General features: G+C 55.9%; 15 protein-coding genes and 1 pseudogene. 6 read left to right on the top strand and 10 right to left on the bottom strand.

From position 1 onward, the window contains the following. The first annotated feature begins 363 nt into the window (after positions 1 to 363). Together FAZ11_RS00420 and FAZ11_RS00415 are read left to right on the top strand one after the other, a co-directional pair. Complete coding sequence (locus FAZ11_RS00420) at positions 364 to 1485, top strand: helix-turn-helix domain-containing protein (protein ID WP_137279321.1); 1122 nt, start codon at positions 364 to 366, stop codon at positions 1483 to 1485. After that, positions 1485 to 2048 carry a DNA-binding protein gene (locus FAZ11_RS00415; RefSeq protein WP_137279320.1) on the top strand — a complete coding sequence of 188 codons (564 nt, stop codon included), beginning with the start codon at positions 1485 to 1487 and terminating at the stop codon, positions 2046 to 2048. The genes FAZ11_RS00420 and FAZ11_RS00415 overlap by 1 nt, the downstream gene beginning before the upstream one ends. A gap of 47 nt (positions 2049 to 2095) precedes the next feature. On the opposite strand, the gene FAZ11_RS00410 is transcribed toward FAZ11_RS00415, so the two are convergent. Further along, the gene (locus FAZ11_RS00410) at positions 2096 to 2395 is read right to left on the bottom strand and encodes a lysis system i-spanin subunit Rz (protein ID WP_204957098.1); all 300 of its coding nucleotides are present in this window, start codon (positions 2393 to 2395) and stop codon (positions 2096 to 2098) included. Between the two features lie 113 nt (positions 2396 to 2508). Here FAZ11_RS00410 and FAZ11_RS24900 point away from each other — a divergent pair. After that, positions 2509 to 3123 (top strand): annotated as a pseudogene (locus FAZ11_RS24900) (3'-5' exonuclease). Beyond that, positions 3120 to 3434: a hypothetical protein gene (locus FAZ11_RS00395; RefSeq protein ID WP_193557158.1), complete on the top strand. Its 315-nt coding sequence runs from the start codon at positions 3120 to 3122 to the stop codon at positions 3432 to 3434. The pseudogene FAZ11_RS24900 and the gene FAZ11_RS00395 overlap by 4 nt, the downstream one beginning before the upstream one ends. 3 nt (positions 3435 to 3437) lie before the next feature. On the opposite strand, the gene FAZ11_RS00390 is transcribed toward FAZ11_RS00395, so the two are convergent. The 4 genes from FAZ11_RS00390 to FAZ11_RS00375 form a co-directional block, all read right to left on the bottom strand. Further along, the gene (locus FAZ11_RS00390) at positions 3438 to 4295 is read right to left on the bottom strand and encodes a hypothetical protein (protein WP_137279317.1); all 858 of its coding nucleotides are present in this window, start codon (positions 4293 to 4295) and stop codon (positions 3438 to 3440) included. A 30-nt stretch (positions 4296 to 4325) separates the two neighbouring features. Then, positions 4326 to 5936: a recombinase family protein gene (locus FAZ11_RS00385; RefSeq protein ID WP_137279316.1), complete on the bottom strand. Its 1611-nt coding sequence runs from the start codon at positions 5934 to 5936 to the stop codon at positions 4326 to 4328. Positions 5937 to 6058: 122 nt separating this feature from the next. Continuing rightward, the gene (locus FAZ11_RS00380; RefSeq protein WP_137279315.1) at positions 6059 to 6592 is read right to left on the bottom strand and encodes a hypothetical protein; all 534 of its coding nucleotides are present in this window, start codon (positions 6590 to 6592) and stop codon (positions 6059 to 6061) included. Continuing rightward, positions 6589 to 7140 carry a hypothetical protein gene (locus FAZ11_RS00375; RefSeq protein WP_137279314.1) on the bottom strand — a complete coding sequence of 184 codons (552 nt, stop codon included), beginning with the start codon at positions 7138 to 7140 and terminating at the stop codon, positions 6589 to 6591. The genes FAZ11_RS00380 and FAZ11_RS00375 overlap by 4 nt, the downstream gene beginning before the upstream one ends. Positions 7141 to 7400: 260 nt before the next feature. Between FAZ11_RS00375 and rimO the strand changes: the two genes are divergently transcribed. Next, the gene (gene rimO / locus FAZ11_RS00370) at positions 7401 to 8738 is read left to right on the top strand and encodes a 30S ribosomal protein S12 methylthiotransferase RimO (RefSeq protein ID WP_137279313.1); all 1338 of its coding nucleotides are present in this window, start codon (positions 7401 to 7403) and stop codon (positions 8736 to 8738) included. Here the strand turns inward: rimO and cadR are convergent. The 3 genes from cadR to FAZ11_RS00355 form a co-directional block, all read right to left on the bottom strand. Next, a complete protein-coding gene (gene cadR, locus FAZ11_RS00365; RefSeq protein ID WP_058761130.1) occupies positions 8735 to 9205 on the bottom strand; it encodes a Cd(II)/Pb(II)-responsive transcriptional regulator in 471 nt (156 codons plus the stop codon). The two genes, rimO and cadR, sit on opposite strands and share 4 nt — an antisense overlap. 183 nt (positions 9206 to 9388) lie before the next feature. Then, a complete protein-coding gene (locus FAZ11_RS00360; RefSeq protein ID WP_193557157.1) occupies positions 9389 to 9553 on the bottom strand; it encodes a hypothetical protein in 165 nt (54 codons plus the stop codon). A gap of 176 nt (positions 9554 to 9729) precedes the next feature. After that, the gene (locus FAZ11_RS00355; RefSeq protein WP_058786310.1) at positions 9730 to 11136 is read right to left on the bottom strand and encodes a hypothetical protein; all 1407 of its coding nucleotides are present in this window, start codon (positions 11134 to 11136) and stop codon (positions 9730 to 9732) included. Between the two features lie 137 nt (positions 11137 to 11273). On the opposite strand from FAZ11_RS00355, the gene FAZ11_RS00350 reads away from it, so the two are divergent. Next, positions 11274 to 11525, top strand: coding sequence for a CsbD family protein (locus tag FAZ11_RS00350; protein WP_058761133.1), 252 nt, complete (start codon positions 11274 to 11276; stop codon positions 11523 to 11525). Positions 11526 to 11611: 86 nt separating this feature from the next. Here the strand turns inward: FAZ11_RS00350 and FAZ11_RS00345 are convergent, their stop codons facing one another. Together FAZ11_RS00345 and FAZ11_RS00340 are read right to left on the bottom strand one after the other, a co-directional pair. Beyond that, entirely contained in the window at positions 11612 to 11971 is a 360-nt protein-coding gene (locus FAZ11_RS00345; RefSeq protein ID WP_058761134.1) for a response regulator, read from the bottom strand. A 25-nt stretch (positions 11972 to 11996) separates the two neighbouring features. Continuing rightward, positions 11997 to 13445, bottom strand: a complete 1449-nt coding sequence (locus FAZ11_RS00340; RefSeq protein ID WP_137279311.1) for an ATPase domain-containing protein — start codon at positions 13443 to 13445, stop codon at positions 11997 to 11999. Between the last annotated feature and the right edge of the window lie 65 nt (positions 13446 to 13510).

Here is a 13510-nt window from a genome sequence, read left to right as displayed (position 1 = left end):
CGGCGCTGGGATCAAGTCGAAAGACCGGCACAGCAGGGGAAACAACCCCTCAGCGCAGCGCCTTCCGCAACATAGACTCTTCTGTCGGCAAAAAGCTCTGCGCTATCGATGCGCTGTCCTTTCCTCTTCCAAGCAGGGGATAGATGGCTAGAATCGCGCGTTTTTTGATCAAGGCACCTATTGAGCGCACGCCGAGGTTAGCCCATGTCCATCCAAGCGTCCGCCCCCAAGGTCGGTTTCGTCAGCCTCGGCGCCCCTAAAAACTACTGATGTATACCGACTTAAGACCACCTAGCCTGGCTTTCACATGTTGTTCCACCTTAGGCCGGTTGACAAAAGTTGACAGACGGAGCATCATGCGGTATGCAAAAAATTCTTCGTAAAGACAAAATCCATGAAGCGATGGATCGGTTAGGTCTTAACCAGTCCACCCTTTCCACTCGTCTTGACGTATCTAGAGAAGCAGTTTCGAAATGGTTTAAAGACGAATCATTTCCAAAGCCAGATAAATTGCTGCGGCTGGCGACGATATTAGATCTTGGATTTGGGGAGCTCGTTGAAAAAAGCGAAGTTCATGCTCCTGTAGTGGCATTCCGAAAGGCTCGTGCTTCGAAAACTACGGACGCACATTATGCACGTGCCCAGACAATGGGTCGAATGCTAAGAAATCTTGTTGATTATCTTCCATTTGATAAGATCGTATCTCCCCCGGTTTTGAAAAATCCTAATAGCGACTACTCGTACCTTCAAGAAGTATCACTGAAGGTACGCAGCGATATTGGTATAGGAAAAAACGATCGAATTGAATATTACCATTTGATCGAGTATTTTAAGACTCTCCAAGCGGTTTTAATTCCGGTACTCTGGGGATCAAAAAACAGGCATGAGAATGCTACCCACATTTTCCTGCCGGACTCCCGCACTACTTGGGTTTATTTGAATTTAGATACGAACGCGCTAGATTTTAACTTTTGGATGTCTCATGAACTGGGACACTGTCTTGCACCTGATCTTAGAGGTGAAGAAGCAGAGGACTTTGCGGATGCCTTTGCTGGAGCGCTCTTATTTCCACATGAACTTTCAGAATCTACGTATGAGCGAGTCATCCAAAAAAGCAGCATCGGCGCCCAGATAAATGAAATTAGAAGAACGGCACTCGAGTTCGCTATTGCACCTTATTCGGTTCACTGCCAGCTCAACGCTTATGCACTGCATGTAGGCAGAACAAAATTAGACCTCTCTATTCATGCAGCCGCAGCAAACGTAAATAAAGAACTCCCGCTGATTAGCAAGATGCTGCTCGGAGATGAAGACCACCCAGAGGCCGATTCGTACATATCTGCGGTGAATGATAATTTCAAAACACCTTTTTTTAATACCTTAAAAGACTATCTAAAGGTATCTGAAAAAGGCCCTGGCTTTATTCAAACTCTTATGGATGTCCCAACGCTGGATGCCCGAAGTATTCATTCAGAGCTTGTTTAATGCCTCAGTCAAAGATTCTGATAGACACAAACAGCTACCTGCGTTTAGCTCGCGAAATACGCCCCTTTTTATGCGTTGAATTTGGTTCCGCCTGCTACTGTCTTTATGCTCTAGCCCAGCTTGGCGAAGAGATCCTTGCAAGTCATAGGCTGCGAAACAAATTTGCCTGGTCACTTGAAAATGAGCATATAATCGAGCGACAGCGAACTGTTTCTCTATCTCGAAAAGAAAGAAAAGATATTCAACAAGCATTTGACTTTATTTGGGATTATGTCGAAACAGATTTACCAGGCCCATCAAAGGTTGATGCCAATTATCTTGCCCATAGTTACGTACTGAAAATCCCAGTAGTAACCGATGATAGAGATATGCTCGAGCTGGCCGCTTCATTTGGCATCGAAGCACATAAAAGCCTTGATCTGCTAGCTCTCATGCACAGCTGCGAGCATATCTCACTAGGTAAAATATATTCCATTATTCACCTTTGGATATACAATAAAGACACACCTGCAGACATGCATTCCGACTTCCCTCGCATATTCCCAGGACAAAAATTATCCTGATAATTTCGCTTCAGCATCAACGTCACTTCTAAATTAATATCTGCATTTCAAGGGCTATTGCATACCTCCCGCACGTATTGCTGCAGCGCCCTCAAAGCAGCTTGGTCGGCGATGATACCGGCTCGGATATCGAGAACGTTGCGTCCAGCTTCTGCAGAGAGTTCGACGGCTCCTGCATCACCCACGCTGGCGGCTGGACAGGAGTCCGTGACCCGCACCCGGCCACCAGCAGCAAGGCGAGCCCTCAGGCGTTCATTTTCAGCGTTCGCATTCTTCAGTTCCTCGGTCGATTTCTTGTCCAGGGCGACTAGCGCCTGCTGGGCGGCCTGCTGCTGCGTCAGCGCCACGGAGACCTGGCGCCACGGCGTTCGAGATGGCGGCCAAGTCGGCCTGATGGGCTGTACGCTCTCGCTCTGTCTGCGCATGAGCGACCGACACCTGGGCACCCAGGCGCCAGCCATTGAGCGTCCAGCCAATACCTAGGCCAGGCGAGCAGCAGGGTGACAGCGACCACAAGCACCGCGGCGCGGTACTGCGCCAGCCAAGGATTCACGCTACCGCCATCGTCACCCTGGGCGCCGTGGCGCTGGTCGACTGCGAGGTCAATAGCGAGTTCTATGCCCGCATCAGCCTCGCCAGCAGCATCTCCGCCGGCGGCGCTATGGATGCCAGCACCGTCGAATGGTGGATGAACCAAGACGCCTTCGCCCGCAAGGAGGTGAACGGTAGCCACGAGCAGCAGCCGCTGGCCGATGTCCTCAACGACTTTTCCACCTGGTTCACCATGCTGCCCTAGGAACTACTGCCTCCCTTGGCATGGGGCAACGACCCCAGCTTCGATTGCATGATCTTGCGCAACGCCTATGCCGCCCTCGGCATCAGCGCCCCCTGGCTCTACTACAAAGAGCGCGACATCCGCACCATCCTCGACGTCTACCCAGAGGCGAGGGATGTCGTGTTCCATGGCATCAAACACCATGCCCTCGACGACGTCCGCCACGAGGCTCGGATGCTGGCCAAGGCCCTGGGTATTCATCGGGCTCGTACTTGCTCGTCTCAGGAGATAGCTCGATGAAAGAGTCGCTCCCCAACCCCACACTGGAAGCCGGCTATATCCAGGCCACCGTGAGCACCGGCTTCATCGTGAAAACCCGCGACGGCGCCCCGGCGCGGCTTGCGATCATTGATGAGAGCGGCAAGGTGATCGAGGCAGGAAAGGCAGTAGAGCAGGCAGCTTGGTGTGTGTGCGTTGAGGTGCAGGAGAATTTCTGGGAGGGGCAAGGGCACCTAGTCGTGCACACTTATCCTCCCGGCGCTTTCATTGGCTCCTATGCGTCTCCAGCACCTGACAAACGCCTCCCTAAGAAGGCATTACGACAATACTAGATGTCAGAATGGCGCTTCCCAATATTCGTATAACCGCCGCTTCAAAGCATGCACTTTAAACTCTATCTTATTAACTAAGGTTTCTGCGTCATTCATTAGACCATTAATCACTTCATGTGAAACGTCTACTCTATCACCAGCCTTCCTATAACCGGCGCGATGCACGCAATCATGCCGAACCCTAACCGCCCTAAAAAGCCAAGCCACGTCTCCAAAATCAATTTCCAAGACAGACAAATACATCGGCTTTATTTTATCTATTTTATGGAATATTAAATCCTGCAAATAGCTAGCTACGTCGACTTTTATCGAGTCAGCAGCTTTGAAAACATCGGAAAGTGAGATAGACCTATTAGAAAACTCAGGATCAGTCTCAACTAACTTCCTCATAAGCTCTTTGCTATTAGTGACAGTCTGAATAAAAGTAGAAGACAGATATCCTTCGATAGCTGCAACTATATGAGCATAAACCATGACATGCAGGCTAAATCGAGCATCGTTTCTTAATCTAGATGCCAAAATTGCGTCGACACTTGCAAGCTGACTTCGAAAGACCTCTAAAGGAGAATCAGCGGAGGAAGTTATAATCCAAGCCAGCTCTTCATCCGTGTAGTCCCTATCATAATAGGGAACATCAAAGATAACCTCCACTGCCTCATCGTCGATTTCGCAATACACACCTTGCTGAAAGTTAGTTATAGAAACGCGATACTCTCGACGGCAAGAGACGCAAGAAACAAAATCTTCAGTACTTACGCCACTGTCGATATTTCTTTCAACATCAAAATCCGGCTCAGGACAATTAACAGTGGACGCACATTGTTTTCCACATCTACACACAAACGATATATCCAATAACATAATGCTTCCTGCACTTCAGCAAAATAAAAGCTATTCCCTACCCAAACTAACCTGCCAGACTCCCGACCTTCGATTTACCGTTAAATGACGACGCTGGTTTGTTTTGGAAATCAATAGAATATCTATAATGCTCGCCCGACGCCCGAGCGGCATCACACCTCGTATAAAAATCACGATCTTCTGAAAGGTGTCCAGAACCAGCTGTCGCACCTGCTCTCTTGCCTCGACATCCATAGCAAGCGCCCGCCCCGCCAACTCTTGCCATAGCTCGGCGCTAGCTGGCGGCTGATACAAAGCCTGGCCAGCCTGCTCGCGCTCCAACCGTACTACCTTCACCTGCTGATCGCTCAGGAGGGCTTCCAGCTCGCGAGCCTTGCGCAGGAAGGCTATCGGCGCTGCGCCTTCGTCTGAGAGTAGAGCTTCGGTGATGCGCTGGAGTTGGCGCTCCGTCTCCGCCAATTGTTGCCGGGCTGCGGCAAGCTGCTGGCGAATAGCCTGGGTGTCGTCAGCCGGCTCGAATAGCCGCTGGAGGTTCATCTGGTCAGAGCAGTATTCCAAAATGGCGCGCTCCACCGGAACCACGCTGCAGCTCCCCCCCGCGCCGCAGCCGGCGTTCTTGCTGTAAGAGGTGCAGTGGAGACGCCGGTGGCCATCGGCGAGCCGGCCATCCGGCCCAGCGCGGCTAATCAGGTTCTGCGCGACCAGGGCGGTACCACAGTAGCCGCAAGTGGTGATGCCGATACCGGTGATGATCCCCACGATATCGCCCTTGCCGCGCCGCCGGTAGCGCTGGCCGGTGAGGTCCTGCAGCTCGGCGAACTTTTCATCGGTCAGCACCCGGGGATAGTACTCCTCGAGGAGATAGTCTTCCCCATCCACCGATACGCGCTTGGCACCGCGGAGCGCTGGCAGCCGTACCAGGCGATACAGCTGCTGCCCGGCAATTCCCCAGTCGGTAAGCATGTGCCCCTGCTCGCGCAGGATCTTGACCGCCCGCGTGGCGCCCACGCCCTGACGATACATCTGCAAGGCGGCGTTCACCGCTGCAAGCCGTTCCGGGATGAACTCCCAGGCCTGGCCATTCCAGTGCAGCCACTGAGGGTCTTTGCCGTTCCGAACCAGACCGCGATAGGAGCCCGAGATCCAGCCCTCGCACTGGCGTCGGATCGCGGCCTTGACGCGCTTGCTCTTGGTGTCCGACTCTTCGTGAGCACGAATCATCACCAGCAGGCTGTACACAAGGTCCATGGGCTGGGCCTTGAGGCTGGCCCGGTTGTACTCGCAGCCATCCGAGGCAGTGACCACGGTCAGCCCGGCGTTGATGATCTGGGCGAGCTGAGCCTGGATGGGCTCGGCACGGCTCAATCGGTCTAGGCCCTCTACTATAAGAACCGACCCTTCCGGGATGCGCCCTTCGTCGACAGCCCGGAGAAACGCGCCTAGCGCGCCCTGCTTGATATGCCGCTGGTGATAGGCAGATAGCCCCTCGTCCTTCAGGGAAAGGGACTGATCCAGCTCCAGCTCATGTGCCGCAGCCCAAGTCTGCGCGTATTGCAGCTGACGGTCGGCACTACTACCCAACGCCTGCCGTGGGTCCGAGAACCGCAAATAGCTGTATACTTTCGCGCCTTTTTTATCCATACCGTGATCGTCGGGACACACTCAAGAAACTCAGACTAAGTGCCAATATCGAGCATACGACCTGTATAGCTAGGCAGTATCGGCCTTAAAATATCTATTACAATAAAAAAACCTCCTCAAGATCACAGCGCTTCAAAAGAAACATCATCCTCAATACTTGAAGCGAGATCATATATATCCAAGTATCCATGTCTTCGACCAAGTCGCGGCGACCAGTAGCGGCCATGTGCAAGCCAGTGACGAAAGTGTAATGCCACAGTTAGCCGTTCAAAGTACACTCTGAAAGTCGGCCGTCTACGCTTCCAAACCTTGATTAAATCGTCAAACCTAACATCCAACTTGTGGCGATTATAAATTCGACGAAAATCCTGACTCATCGGGTCCTTCAGCTTTTTCTCGACCCTTGCAATATAATCAAGCCTGAATAAAGCCTCAATTGCAGCCAATAGCCCCAAACAGGTCATCATTTCAAGCTCCCGCATAGAGCAGCGATACCCTTCCGACAGCTCTTCCTCTGTTCTTAAAGGATGATTTAGAGCCTTACTTTCCACACTAGTATAGTAGTAGGATAGCGAATCACTAATGGTTTCAAAATTCTCAGCAATATCCTTGATGCTCTGATGCTGTCCAGAGGGCAAAAAGGAGATACGCTTCATGCAAGATCAATCAAAAAGTCAGTGATATTAGATTCACTGAGTTCTTTATATTCCAACCTAGAACCAATACGTTTTACAATTTTCCACTTCCAATCATCACTACGCTGATCAGCTGGAACGGAGCCCCCTATCGAAGTAGTACTTTCTTCAACAGCGTCTCCTATTTTTATCTTTATAGTCACTGTGGGCCCCGCCCCTTTTACCAGCGCCAACATTCCAACCTTATTAGGCCCACGCACATCAACCCGCCCCTTACTCCCTATCAGCATCGTACCAACAGGATCAAAAACATAACGCAAAGCCCCCATCTCAAGGACCGCACTTTTCACAGTGTAAGAACCAAGTGACTCTTCAGACCTACTGACATCCTTAAATATCCACTTTATCGAAGCCGCCCCATCGTAAGCAGAAAGACACACCTGAAACTGCCTATACAGGTCGTCTAAAAAAGTCTGCCATTCAGCAATCTCAACCGCGGGATCAAATTCTTTATTACTTTGTGCTGCATTATTCTCCAGGAACTTAACAAATTTATCATTAGTTGCCATCTCAAAGTCCTCTTTAAAGAGTTCGGAACCCAAATATCCCCTGCTATCTGACTATATATTATTTATGAAACCATCAGGAAGCTTATCTGCCGTCACATGCAGAAGTGATGTCCGCCTCACGCCCAACCCCATCAAAAGCAGCCCGCCGCCTCCGCAGACAGACAACCGGCAAATGCGACCGACGAAAAACGTCAAATGTCGCCCAAAATACTGTATAGTCCCGCGCCAATTTTCGCTGTAAAACCGCCGAGTTAAGCCTTATGACAATCCAGACTGAGCGCAAAGCACCGAGTGTAGGATTTATATCATTAGGGTGCCCCAAGGCCACCGTCGACTCCGAGCGCATCCTCACCCAACTGCGCATGGAAGGCTACGAGATCGTGCCGACCTATGAAAACGCCGATGTGGTGGTGGTCAACACCTGCGGTTTCATCGACAGCGCCAAGGCCGAGTCTCTGGACGCCATCGGCGAGGCCATCGCCGAGAACGGCAAGGTGATCGTCACCGGCTGCATGGGCGTGGACGAAGGCAATATCCGCGGCGTGCATCCCAGCGTACTGGCGGTGACCGGGCCGCAGCAGTACGAGCAGGTGGTCAGCGCCGTGCACGAGGTGGTGCCGCCGCAGCTCGAGCACAATCCGCTGATCGACCTGGTACCGCCGCAGGGTATCAAGCTGACCCCGCGTCATTACGCCTACCTGAAGATTTCCGAAGGCTGCAACCACAGCTGCAGCTTTTGCATCATCCCCTCCATGCGCGGCAAGCTGGTCAGCCGGCCGGTGGGCGATGTGCTGTCCGAGGCGGAGCGCCTGGTCAAGGCCGGAGTCAAGGAGTTGCTGGTGATCTCTCAGGACACCAGTGCCTATGGCGTGGACCTCAAGTACAAGCTGGACTTCTGGAATGGCCAGCCGGTCAAGACGCGCATGCTGGAGCTGTGCGAGGCGCTGTCGGGCATGGGTGTCTGGGTGCGTCTGCACTATGTCTATCCCTACCCCAACGTCGATGATGTCATCCCGCTGATGGCCGCCGGCAAGCTGCTGCCCTATCTGGACATCCCCTTCCAGCACGCCAGCCCCAAGGTGCTCAAGTCCATGAAGCGCCCGGCCTTCGAAGACAAGACCCTGGCCCGCATCAAGCGCTGGCGGGAAATCTGCCCGGAGCTGACCATCCGCTCCACCTTCATCGTCGGCTTCCCCGGCGAGACCGAGGAAGACTTCCAGTATCTGCTGGATTGGCTCACCGAAGCCCAGCTGGATCGTGTCGGCTGCTTCCAGTACTCGCCGGTCGAAGGGGCACCGGCCAACGACCTGGGTCTCGAGCCGGTCCCGGATGACGTCAAGCAGGGCCGCTGGGAGCGCTTCATGGCCCACCAGCAGACCATCTCCGCCGCTCGCCTGCAGCTCAAGATCGGGCGCGAGATCGAAGTCCTGATCGACGAAGTCGACGACCAGGGCGCCATCGGCCGCTCCTATGCCGATGCCCCAGAGATCGACGGTAACGTCTACGTCGACAGCGAAACGCCGCTCAAGCCTGGTGACAAGATCTGGGTGCGGGTCACCGACGCCGACGAATACGATCTCTGGGCGGAAACGCTCTAATCGTGCAGCCGGTGGGTGCCGGGTACATGGGCGTGCCCGGCAGCACTGCACTGCGCCGTGGTCGGTGAGGGCGCAGCCGGCTGACTGAGTTCGCGAAGGATGCCGCAGCGGTCTCCTTCGCCCTCACCCTGGCACTGGCGGCGCAATGTCACCAGTTGTTCACGCAGCTGGTTCAATTCGCGGATACGGACCTCCACATGGTGGAGGTGGGCACCGATCAAGGCATCTACCTGGTCGCAGCCGGGCTCGGCCGTATCGCGCAGCGTCAACAGTGCGCGGATTTCTTCCAGCGTCATGTCCAGTGATCGGCAATGGCGCACGAAAACCAGACGCTCCACATGACTTTCGTCATAGCGACGGTAATTGCTGCTGCTACGAGCCGCCGGGTTCAGTAGCCCCTCACGCTCGTAATAACGAATGGTCTCGACCGCGCAGTCGGTACGCTTGGCCAGCTCACCGATTCTCATCGTCTTGCCTCGGACACCTTGGAGTCATACAGACTGCCGAGCCGAGTGCTCTGGAGCAAGGGTTATCGGATGCTGTAAAGACCAGCAGAACGCATCTACTGAAGACAGACGGGGCTGCGGGCACGACAAGAACGACACCCCGGCGATGAGTGGATCGCCAAGGCGTCGTGACGGGTACCAACCTCAGTTGGTGTTGTTCTGGTAAAGCGCGGAGACCCTAGCCTGATGCTCGGATTGGAACTGTGCCTGGGCATTGGCACGAATGGGTTTGCTGGACAGATCACGATTGGCCGCAGATGCCGTGCCGGACAGCAGGCCCATGAAGACGACGGCAACGAGCGCTTGCATACCTATAACTTTCATAGCGAATACCTCTTGGTGATGCTGTTTCGATAGACACAGCGTACTCCTGGTACTAATCCGCTAAAAAGACGCTTTTTGGATAGGTATATTTACTTAAAAGGTAATTATAAGTGAGGAACCGGACTCGCCTGAGAAGTACGAATCCGGGTCGTGCGCCTGTCTTACTGCACCAGGCTGAGATGCTTCTCCAACCCCATGGCGCCGCCTGCCCCCATGCGGATCAGGTGGAAGAAGCCGTAATCCTCCAGATAGACCCAGCGGCTCGCCGGTGCATTCGCGGCTTCGCCGTGTCGACATTCCAAGGTCTTGGCGCGACCGTTCAGGGACGCCAGGATGCGGCGCGCTTCGCTTTCGCCCACCACCTTGCAGGTCACCTTGATGTCACGCTGCTCGGTGTCCTTCAAGGTGCCCGTCAGAGTCTGGCGCGCCTGGTAGCCCACTTGGCTGCCCACGGTGAGCGCGCGCCAGTTGCCGCTGAAGGTCAATTGATCGAGGGTGGCCAGTTCTTCGACCGGCAGGCTGCCATTGTCCACCCGGGTACGCCGTACCAGATCGAACAGGCCACGCCAGCTGAGCGCATCCACCCGTGCCATCTTGCCCTGCGCAGTCAGCCGCAAGAGCCCCGGTGCGCTGCCGGGGCTTACCTGCACCTCTTGGCGATAGGGATGGCTCTGCCCCTCGTAGCGACTCTCTCCTTCCTCCACGAAGCGCTGCAGCGGAACACGGGCAGCCGGCAAGCCAAGTGACTGGATGGCCTGCAGCGGCTGAGGTCGCGCCGCCGGCAGCTCGGCCAGGGGAGCTGGTACCTTTGCCGGCGGCGCCTCGGCCGTCAACGCCTGCATCCGCGGCGCTGCCAACAAGGCATCACGCCGATCACAGGCGGCTTCCAGCAATGTCCGCCGCTCGAGGGGCGCGCTGGCGAAGGCTTCCTGGGTTGGCGTAGCGAGCTGGCCATCGACGATACGGCCGCTGGCATCGAGGCCATAGCGGGCCGCAAGCGTGTAGCGCCGCGCCGTACAGTCCGCCGCCAAGGACTCGCGCCATTGCCGTACCGGTGCGCCATAACGCGGGGTCTGCACCGCCGCGCCCAGTTGCTGGCCACCCCAGAACCGCCGTACACCGTCGACGTCGATCAGGCTGTTGCGGTCCAGGACCAGGGTGTCACCGCCCGGCGCACTGGCCAGGGCACGCCAATCAGAGCTGAATGGCTGCGCGCAGAGCGCCTGTACCTGGGGATTGTGCTTGAGGGCGGCCACCTTGGGCGGACTGAGGGACAGCGGTGCGGCATAGCCATTCACCCGCCCCGGATAGACTCGCTGCGCACCATCCAGATAGAGCAGTTCGCCCTCGTCCTTCGTACAGTCCACCGCCACCAGTGCCGTGCCGCCCTCCGGCAGGGCCAGCGCCAGTTGTAGACGGGAAGCGTCGCGCAGAACGCTATCGGCAACCACTGGACGGGCGAAGAGATCCTCGGCGTCGGTAGCGGGCTGCGCGGGCGGCGGCTGCGAGGTGGTACAGCCGGTCAGGATCAGGAACAGGCAGAGGGCGTAATGACGACTGGAGATCATGGATCCTCTCGGTAGAAACCGCGATGAATATCGCGAACAACGAATTGAACCTGAACGAAATGCGTCTGGCGCGGATCAATAGAGGAAGCATGCCGCTTGGCATGACCCTCCCCGTTTCCACAACACGAGGTGCATTCATGAATACCGATCAAATCATAGGCAGTGCCAAGGACGCCACCGGCAAGGTCCAGGATAGCTTCGGCGCCGCGACCGGCAATGCCGACTGGCAGGCCGAGGGTAAGGCCCGCCAACTGGAGGGCAAGGTACAGCAGCAGTATGGCCAGGCCATCGACTGCGCTCGCAACATGACCGCCGACAAGCCCTTCACCGCCCTGGCCGTCGCCGGTGGCATTGGCTTCGTCCTCGGCGTACTGCTTTCGCGCTCCTGATCCAGGACGCGGGGCTGGCGAATGCGCCAGCCCCAAAACAAAAGGGCCTGTCTGACAGGCCCTTTTGTTTTGGGGCTGCAACGACCTTAGAGAATGAGGTACTTGCGCACGGTATCCACGATGTCGCCGATGTTGAAAGGTTTCTGGAAGACGGCATCGAACAATTCCGCGCTCTCCTGCCCCAGATGAGCCTGGGCCCCACTCATGAGGATGATGGGCAGGTGCTGCAGACCCTGACGTTCCCGCAGCGCTTCGGCCAGTTCACGGCCATTCATCACGGGCATCATGAAATCGGTAATGACCAGTGAGGGTAGCTCGCGATCGAACACATCCAGCGCACGGCGACCATTGCTCGCCTTGACCACCATGTAGCCTTCGTCTTCGAGGGCGAAGGCCAGGATGTCCGCTATCAGAAATTCGTCGTCGACTACCAGTATCGTCGTCATTTGGAAACTCTCCCATCCGACGCGATCATGGCTGCGCTGAGGGCATGGCTGAACCTGAAAGCACTTTCACCATGTCTTTGAACGCCTTTTTCAATTCGATTCCCGAGTGGCCCATTACCAATTCACGGAGCGAGGGGTCATAGAGACTGTCGCGCATCTTGAGAATGGACAGGACTCGTTTGATCTCCGCCTCCGCCTCGACGAAACGCAGCAGGATGAGATTGTCCACCATGCTGGAAAGTTCGGGCGCCGGGGCTGCTATGTCCGCGCCAAACACGTCACGCAACTCCCAGGTGGCTAGAACTGTGACGCCTTGGGTACGGAGCTCGTTCAGTAGCGCGCTGAAGTATTCGATGAGCCGTCCTTGCGGGATGGCGAAACGGGCGATGGCGCCTAGGCTATCGATCACCAGTCGCTTGATGCCATGCTGCTGGATCAATGCCAGCAGCTTGAGCCCGACCTCGTCGATACGCAGTTCGGTGGTGGGCTGCCAATGTACGTGAACGGCGCCCTCCTTCACCCGGCCGGCCAGATCGAGCCCCAGCGAGTCCGCCTTGAGATGCAGTCGCTCCAGGGGCTCGTAGAAGCCGAACATCAGGCCTGGCTCTTCCGGCGTACAGGCAGTCAGGAAATTCAGGCTGATCGAGGTCTTGCCGGATCCCGAGGGCCCGATGATCAGGGTCGTCGAACTCTCCGGCAGGCCCTGATCGACCATGCTGTCCAGCGACGTGATACCGCTGGTCACCCGCTGGTTGCTGACCCTGTAGCTCGAACCCGCCGAGGGATTGCGATAGAGCGTTTCCAGACGCGGAAACACCGTGATGCCGACGTTGGAGATGGTGAATTCATGAAAGCCCGGTAGCGCGCCGCTACCGCGGGTCTTGCGCAGGGCCAGGCGCCGGATGGTGCGGCTGCCGATTTCTTCTTCGTGCAGATCCAACACGCCATCGACCATGGTGTGTTCGGGGCTGCCGTCTTCGAGCCGCGCGCTGGTGAGGAAGATCACCGTACAGCCGGCGAAGGCCGCGTGGCCCTGGAGTTCGGCGATGAATTTCTTGGTGTCGATGGGCGTTTCCGCACGCGAGCGGGCATTGAGCAGGCCATCCACCACCAACAGGCTGGCCTTCTGTCGACTGATCTCTCGGCGCAACAGACGCACCACCTCATCCAGCCCCTCGCCTTCCATGGTGTCGAAGGCGCTGAGATACTGGACTTGGTCGCCGATGCAGGATCGGTCGAAGAAATCCAGCGTGGAGAAGAACTGGAACATCCGCTCGTGGGTTTCCGACAACATGGTGGCGAAGAGCACCCGACCGCCGTTACGCACGTGGTTGAAGGCGATCTGGTTGGCCATGATCGATTTACCGGAGCCCGGGCGCCCCTGGATGACATAGGAGGCACCGGCAACCAGGCCTCCTTTCAAGATCTCATCCAGCCCCTGGATACCGGTTACGACGCGCTCAAGTTGATTCAAGAACGATGCCTCAAACTGATGTTGTGTCTGGGACGACCACGACCGTGCTCGTTCAGCCCTTCGAA

The organism is Pseudomonas rhizoryzae (assembly GCF_005250615.1).
Classification (GTDB): domain Bacteria; phylum Pseudomonadota; class Gammaproteobacteria; order Pseudomonadales; family Pseudomonadaceae; genus Chryseomonas; species Chryseomonas rhizoryzae.
The sequence above is the reverse complement of the archived record's forward strand: the minus strand, read 5'-3'. Positions and strand labels throughout refer to the sequence as shown.